The organism is Terrabacter sp. RAF57 (genome assembly GCF_052113925.1).
Taxonomy (GTDB): domain Bacteria; phylum Actinomycetota; class Actinomycetes; order Actinomycetales; family Dermatophilaceae; genus Terrabacter.
The window spans coordinates 38,715-46,085 of the sequence record NZ_JBFRDT010000025.1; the positions used below are offsets into that span (position 1 = coordinate 38,715).

At 71.3% G+C, this 7,371-nt stretch carries 6 protein-coding genes; 3 read left to right on the forward strand and 3 right to left on the reverse strand.

The genetic code is table 11. The annotated features are described in order from the left end of the window. Positions 1-5: 5 nt before the first annotated feature. On the reverse strand, positions 6-344 hold the full coding sequence (locus tag AB4Y83_RS20375) for a YciI family protein (protein ID WP_442274060.1): 339 nt from the start codon (positions 342-344) through the stop codon (positions 6-8). Positions 345-387: 43 nt separating this feature from the next. Beyond that, on the reverse strand, positions 388-1,236 hold the full coding sequence (gene fdhD, locus AB4Y83_RS20380; RefSeq protein WP_442298008.1) for a formate dehydrogenase accessory sulfurtransferase FdhD: 849 nt from the start codon (positions 1,234-1,236) through the stop codon (positions 388-390). A 38-nt stretch (positions 1,237-1,274) separates the two neighbouring features. On the opposite strand from fdhD, the gene mobA reads away from it, so the two are divergent. After that, positions 1,275-1,898 (forward strand): molybdenum cofactor guanylyltransferase, encoded by a 624-nt coding sequence (gene mobA, locus AB4Y83_RS20385; RefSeq protein ID WP_442298009.1) that lies wholly within the window; start codon positions 1,275-1,277, stop codon positions 1,896-1,898. A 246-nt stretch (positions 1,899-2,144) separates the two neighbouring features. Continuing rightward, positions 2,145-4,202 carry a M4 family metallopeptidase gene (locus tag AB4Y83_RS20390; RefSeq protein ID WP_442298010.1) on the forward strand — a complete coding sequence of 686 codons (2,058 nt, stop codon included), beginning with the start codon at positions 2,145-2,147 and terminating at the stop codon, positions 4,200-4,202. A 130-nt stretch (positions 4,203-4,332) separates the two neighbouring features. On the opposite strand, the gene AB4Y83_RS20395 is transcribed toward AB4Y83_RS20390, so the two are convergent. Beyond that, on the reverse strand, positions 4,333-4,959 hold the full coding sequence (locus tag AB4Y83_RS20395) for a hypothetical protein (protein ID WP_442298011.1): 627 nt from the start codon (positions 4,957-4,959) through the stop codon (positions 4,333-4,335). Between the two features lie 231 nt (positions 4,960-5,190). Here AB4Y83_RS20395 and AB4Y83_RS20400 point away from each other — a divergent pair, with 231 nt between their 5' ends. Then, positions 5,191-7,155: an N-acetylmuramoyl-L-alanine amidase gene (locus tag AB4Y83_RS20400; RefSeq protein WP_442298012.1), complete on the forward strand. Its 1,965-nt coding sequence runs from the start codon at positions 5,191-5,193 to the stop codon at positions 7,153-7,155. Positions 7,156-7,371 lie beyond the last annotated feature (216 nt).

Consider the following 7,371-nt stretch of genomic DNA (forward strand, 5'->3'; position numbering starts at 1 on the left):
AGACGTCAGCCCGGTGAGTTGGTCGGGTCGGCGACCCACGGGCCGAGCGGCGGGTCCCACCGGCGCACGACGCGGCGCAGGATGTGCCCGCCGAGCCAGTAGGGGTCCTGGTCGAACGCCTCGGTGACCGCCTCGAGCGACTCGCCCGAGCACACGATGAGCGCCGCGTTGACGGCCTCCTGCTCGGTCGGCTCGCCCTCGCTCACCTCGTCGATGCCGTCCTGGTACATCCCGGCGACGAGCAGCCCCGAGAGCCCGCTCAGCCACTCGCGGTGCTCGGGGCGGATCGTCAGCATCTCGGTCGCGTCGTCGGGGTAGGTGTAGTGGATCGCGAAGATCGCCACGGGTGGGCCTCCAGTCGCGCGGGTGGTCGGGCTGCTCGGGTGGTCAGGTGGTCGTGATCCGGTGCGCGCCGGCGTACACGTTGAGGCGGGTGCCGCGCACGAAGCCGAGCAGGCTCATCCCCGCGTCCTCGGCGCACTCCACCGCCAGTGACGACGGCGCCGAGACCGCTGCGAGGCAAGGGATCCCGGCCATGATCGCCTTCTGGGTCAGCTCGAACGACGCGCGCCCCGACACGACGAGCACACACCCGACGCCGGGCACGCGTCCGCTCTGCAGGGCCCATCCGACGACCTTGTCGACGGCGTTGTGCCGGCCCACGTCCTCGCGCACGACGAGCAGCTCGCCGTCGGCGGTGAAGAGGCCGGCGGCGTGCAGTCCCCCGGTCTTGTCGAACGAGCGCTGCTCGACGCGCAGGGCGTCGGGCAGCTCGGCGATGATCTTGGCCGCGAACCCCGTCGTGTCGGCGCGCACGTCGAAGGCCGACTGCGCCCGCAGCTGCTCGATGCTGGCCTTGCCGCAGACGCCGCACGACGAGTTCGTGAAGAAGGCACGCGTGGCCGAGGCGGCCGGCACTGCCACGCCCGGCGCCAGCGTCACGTCGATGACGTTGTACGTGTTCTCGTCGAAGCCGCTCTCACCCGAGACGACCGCGCCCTCGCAGTAGCGCGCCAGAGCGATGTCGTCGGCGGACCTGATGAGCCCCTCCGACATGAGGAAGCCGTGGACGAGCTCGATGTCGTGCCCCGGCGTGCGCATCGTCACCGTGAGCGGCGAGCCGTTGACCCGCAGCTCGAGCGGCTCCTCGACTGTGAGGGTGTCGGGGCGCGTCGTCGACGACGGGGTCGCGAGGTCGATCGTCGTGACCTTGCGCCGTACCGTGACCCGTCCCATGACCTCAGCCTGCCAGACTCCGTGCCAGACTCCGATGGGTGCCGCCCCGCCCACCTGAAGCGCCCCCGGTCGTCGTCGTCCTGACGGGCGGGGCCTCCCGGCGGATGGGCTCGCACAAACCCGTCCTCGACGTCGGCGGCCGCCCCCTCGTCGCGCGCGTCCTCGACGCGGCCGGCGACCGCCCGGCGCTCGTCGTCGGCCCCGGCCAGGGCGTCCCCGACGGCGTACGCGTCGTGTGGGAGCGCGTCCCCGGCGGCGGTCCCGTGTCCGGCGTGTCCACCGCCGTCGAGGCCCTCGCCGCCGATGCCGCCACGAGTGCCACACCGCTGCCGTATGCCGTCGTGCTGCTGGCCGCGGACCTGCCCTTCGTCACCTCCGCCCACGTCGACCGGCTCCTCGAGGCGCTCGGGTCGGCCGACCTCGCCGTGACGGTCGACCGGGACGGACGCACCAACTGGCTCTGCTCGGCCTGGCGCCTCGCCGCCCTGCACGGGCGTCTCCACGAGCTCGGGGACCCCTACGGCAGGAGCATGCGCGACCTCGCGGACGGCATACGCACGCAGTCGGTGGACGACCCCTCCGGGGTCGCGCTGGACGTCGACACACCGGCCGACCTGGCGCGTGCGCGCGACCGCGCGGAGCGCCGTCCGAGCGCCGACTGAAGGCCGACGGAGGCCGTCAACGGGCGACTCTGGGAGATCGCCCAAGTCGGGCCCTGCGGCGAATCGCCCTGCGGCCAAGTGCTACTCCGGACTTCGGAGGCATTTGGCAAAGACTTGGTAAGCCCCGTTGACCCGTGTTCTGGGCTGCTGCCAACGTCACGCTCGTTCCGGCCCGATCTCAAGTCGTGAGATGAGCGGAACTCCCTCCAGGCGGCCCACGAGCCGCATCTCGACAAGGAGCAACCAGTGAATCGACTGAAGTCTGGGCTGGCGACCGGAGGGCTGCTCGCCCTCGCCCTCGCCATCTCGCCGGCGATCCCGGCGGGCGCAGCAGCCGGTGCAGGACGCGACAAGGCGCCTGCCCCCGAGTCGCAGAGCCTCAAGGCGACCGAGCAGTCCCGGGCAGCATCGTCCGCGAGCGCCCTCGGCCTCGCCCCGGGCGAGAAGCTCACCGTCAAGTCCGTCATCCAGGACGCCAACGGCGCGACGCACGTCCGCTACGAGCGGACCCTCGACGGCCTCCGCGTCATCGGCGGCGACTTCGTCAGCCACAAGGACTCCTCGGGTGCCGTCAAGAGCGTCACGTGGAACTACCGCAAGAACGTCACCCCCGCGACGATGACCCCGAGCGTCTCCAAGAGCGAGGCGCACCAGGCCGGTCTCGCCGCGTCGAAGGCCACCAAGGAGACCGCCACCCCCGGTGAGCTCGTCGTCTTCCAGTCGGCCGCCGGTCCCAAGCTCGCCTACGAGGTCATCACCGAGGGCATCAAGGCCGACCAGACCCCGACCCGCCTGCACACCATCGTCGACGCCACGACGGGCAAGACCCTGACGAGCTGGGACGACGTCAAGCAGGGCACCGGCAACGGCATCTTCGTCGGCTCCGTCACGCTGGCCACGACGGCCGGCACGACGTACACGATGAAGGACACGCACGGGAACTACACGACCGACCTCAACCAGGCCACGAGCGGCAACGGCACGACGTTCACCGACGCCGACGACGTCTGGGGCAACGGCGCCCAGAGCAACCGCCAGTCGGCGGCCGTCGACGCGCACTACGGCGCCGGCAAGACGTACGACTACTACAACACCCAGCTCGGCCGCGCCGGCATCTGGAACAACGGCACCGGTGCCCGCAGCCGCGTCCACTACGGCCAGAACTACGTCAACGCCTTCTGGGACGGCACGCAGATGACCTACGGCGACGGCGCGGGCAACGCGGCCCCGCTCGTCGAGCTCGACGTCGCCGGCCACGAGATGAGCCACGGCGTCACCGAGAACACCGCGGGCCTCGCCTACACCGGCGACGCGGGCGGCCTCAACGAGGCGACGTCGGACATCTTCGGCACAGGTGTCGAGTGGTACACCAACAACCCGAGCGACACCCCCGACTACCTCATCGGCGAAGAGATCAACATCAACGGCAACGGCACGCCGCTGCGCTACATGGACAAGCCGAGCAAGGACGGCGGCTCGAAGGACTGCTGGAGCAGCTCCCTCGGCGGCCTCGACCCGCACTACTCGTCCGGCCCGCTGAACCACTGGTACTACCTGGCCTCCGAGGGCTCGGGTGCCAAGACGATCAACGGTGTCAGCTACAACAGCCCCACCTGCAACGCCTCGACGGTGACCGGCATCGGCCACCTCAAGGTCGAGAAGATCTGGTACCGCACGCTGTCGACGTACCTCACCTCGGGCAGCAACTACGCGGCGGCCCGCACCGGTGTCATCAAGGCGGCCAAGGACCTCTACGGCGTCGGCTCGGCCGAGTGCACCGCGGTCGACAAGGCCATGGGCGCCATCTCGGCTCCGGCCAGCACCGAGACCTGCGGCACCGGTGGTGGCGGTGGCGGCGGCGCTGCCCTGACCAACGGCGGCTTCGAGTCCGGCCAGACCGGCTGGACCGGCACGGCGGGCCCGATCACGAACAACACGGGCCGTCCGGCCCACGGTGGCTCGTACAAGCTGTGGCTCGGCGGCAACGGCACGGCCGGCTCGGAGAACGAGTCGCAGACCTTCGCCGTCCCGGCCACGGCCACCGCTCCGGCGCTGACCTACTGGATCCGCATCGACACGGCCGAGACCACGACGACGAGCGCCTACGACACGGCCACCGTCCAGATCAACGGCGTGACGAAGCAGAGCTACTCCAACCTGTCCACGCCGAAGGCGTCCTACGTCCAGAAGACGATCGACCTCACGGCCTACAAGGGCACGAACGTCACGCTGAAGTTCGCCGACACCGAGGACTCCTCGCTCCAGACGAGCTTCGTCGTCGACGACGTCGCGACGAACTTCTGACGGACCGAGCACTCCGGGCCGCGTGAGCTGCCCTGAAGGACACGCACCACAGAGGTCGGTATGCCGCCGGGTCAGCCCCGCGGCATACCGACCTCGTGCGTTCGGCCGGGACTCCTGCCCGCGCGGACGCTCAGGAGGCGGGCGCGGTGGCCGCCGCGCCCGGCGCAGCGGTGGTCGGGGTCGTGCAGCGGGTGGTCGCGGGCACCGAGAGGGTGACGTCGCTGACGAGGATGCCGACGAGCCCGGAGATCTCGCCGAGCGACGGGTCGCTGAGGTCGATCGCCCGGGCCTGGTGGTCGGTGACCGAGATCGTGATCGGGTCGCTCTCGGGCACGGCGTCGGGGTCGAGCGCCGTGGAGCCGTCGGTCGGCGCCGGGGCCGTCGAGGTGCCGAGGCGGAGCGTCGCGAGGAGGGTGACGAGCTGGCGCTGCTGCGGGACGCTGAGCGTGCACACCCGGCCGTGGACCGAGCGCGTCTCGACGCGGACCCGACCGTTGGCCTCGAGCACGATCTGGTCGTCGAAGCCGGCGATGCCACCGGTGCGCCGCAACGTCAGCGGGAACGTGGGGCCGTACGACGACCCGAGCGCGTCCTCGCCGGCGGCGCCGAAGCGCAGCGCCGCGGTCGTCGACGACATGGGTGCCGAGGCCGACGAGGTCACCTCACCCGTCGACCCGTCCTCGGGCGTGGCTGACCCGCAGCCCCCGACGAAGAGTGCTGCGACGGCCATCCCCACGCACAGGCCTGCGCGCCCCATGACGTCCATGGTGGCCCCTCGCGGCGGACGATGCACGTCCGACGCGGTGGAATCGGGACAACGCTTGGGTGACGGTTTCAAGTGGCGGGCCTCGGGGTGCGCGGGAATGCTCGGTGTCAGAGGTGTGTGTCGGGCTCGGGGCCGGACGCACCCATTCGCAGGCAGGCAGCACCGACGGATCACGTCGGCGTCAGCGTCCTGCGCTCACCAGGACAGGAAAGGGACGATCGAGTGATACCCAGCTCCACGCCACACCGACCTCCGGGAGGCCGCAGGGCGCGGCGGTCCGTCGCAGCGCTCGGCGCCGTCGCGGCCGTCGCAGCCGGTCTGGCCCTGACGAGCCCGGCCGCGCAGGCCGCGGACCCGTCGGCCTCGGCCTCCGGCACCGACCCCGCCAGCCGGGAGCGGGCCTTCGCGGCGGCCTCGACGGAGTACGGCGTGCCGCGCACGGTCCTCGAGGCCGTGTCGTACGCCCAGACCCGCTGGGACTTCAACCCCGGGCACAGCACGTCCGGTGGCTACGGTCCCATGCACCTCGTCGACGCCGACCTCGGCACCCGTGCCGACGCCAAGGGCCTCGGGGAGCCGTCCGCTCCGGAGGCCGCACCCGTGGCCGACACGCTCGGCCGGGCCGCGGAGCTGACCGGCCTCGCCGAGGACGCACTGCGCACCGACGAGGTCGCCAACATCCGCGGCGGTGCGGCCCTGCTCGCCGCCACGCAGAAGCGCCTCGGGCTGCCCACGGGACAGTCCACCGACGCGGGCCAGTGGTACGCCGCCGTCGCCGACGCCTCGGGCTCGGCGCAGGAGGACGTCGCGGCGGCCTTCGCCGACGACACCTACTCCGTCATCGCGTCCGGCGCCTCGCGCCGGACCGTCGACGGCAAGGAGGTCTCGCTGCTGCCGTCGGCCGTCAGGGCCGACACGGCACAGGTCGACCGCCTCGGGCTGCTCAAGAAGCCCAACGGCGGCCCCGTCGACTGCCCGCCCGGGCTCGACTGCGAGTGGGTCCCCGCACCGTACGAGCAGTACGGCCCGGGCGCCGGTGACTACGGCAACCACGACCTCGCTCAGCGTCCGCGCTCGCCGAAGATCACCAACATCGTCATCCACGACACCGAGGCGACCTACGACACGACGCTCAAGCTCGTGAGCGACCCGACCTACGTGTCGTGGCAGTACAGCCTGCGCAGCTCCGACGGCCACATCGCCCAGCACCTCACGCCGCAGGACGTCGGCTGGCACGCGGGCAACTGGTACGTCAACAGCCACTCGATCGGCCTCGAGCACGAGGGCTTCGCGCCCCAGGGCGCCGAGTGGTTCAGCGAGCCGATGTACCGCTCGTCCGCGCGGCTCGTGCGCTACCTCGCCAAGACGTACGACATCCCGCTCGACATGCAGCACGTCTTCGGCCACGACCAGGTACCGGCCACGACCCCGGGCGGCGTCGCCGGCATGCACTGGGACCCGGGTCCCTACTGGAACTGGGAGCACTACTTCCAGCTCCTCGGAGCGCCGCTCTCGGCCCACCAGTCCGGTGCGGCCCAGGACCTCGTGCGGATCCTCCCCGGCTTCGAGGACAACATCCAGCCGGTGACCGGCTGCACGACGGCGGGCGTCGCCTGCCGCGCGCAGGGCACCAACTTCGTCTACCTGCACACCCAGCCGTCCGAGACGGCGCCGCTCGTCAACGACATCGGCCGCAAGTCCAACGGCGCGGCGTCGACGACGAACGTGTCCGACATCGGGGCCCGCGCCCAGACCGGTCTGACCTTCGCCGTGGCCGAGCGCAGCGGTGACTGGACGGCCATCTGGTTCAACGGCGTGAAGGGCTGGTTCCTCAACCCGGCGTCCGACCCGACGGCCGTCCCGGTCAAGGGCTCCTACGTCGTGCCCAAGGCCGGTCTGGCCAAGGCCCCGGTCTACGGGCGGGCCTACCCCGAGGCGTCGGCCTACCCGGCGGGCATCCCGGTCCAGGCGCTCGCGCCGCTGCAGTACTCCTTCGCGGCGGGCCAGCGGTACGCCGTCGGTGACCTCACGGTGCCGACGAACTACTACCGTGCCTCGACCTTCTCGCTCGGCACCCCGAACGACCACGTCGACGTCGTCGGTCAGGACCGCTACTACCAGATCTCCCTCGGCCACCGCTTCGCCTACGTGCGTGCGGCCGACGTGGACGTCGTCACGGCCCAGTAGCCCGGGTCACCCCAACCGTCGAGAGGCCAGAGTCTGTCGCCTCATCGACGGGCGGTTTCAGGGAGCTGGAGACTGTCCGAGTAACGGTGTAACTGGCCCAACGCGCTGACTGGTTCAGCGGGAAGGGTCGGATGATGACCGACACACTGGTGGGCGTGAGCCCGCTTGAGAGAGCAGCGAAGAAGTCGCTCACACCTGCTGAGGTGGAGCGCGCGG

What these genes read in the sequence shown, in the direction of transcription:
- fdhD (WP_442298008.1), bottom strand. Translation starts at nt 1,236, where the DNA reads ATGGGACGGGTCACGGTACGGCGCAAGGTCACGACGATCGACCTCGCG.
- AB4Y83_RS20395 (WP_442298011.1), bottom strand. Translation starts at nt 4,959, where the DNA reads ATGGGGCGCGCAGGCCTGTGCGTGGGGATGGCCGTCGCAGCACTCTTC.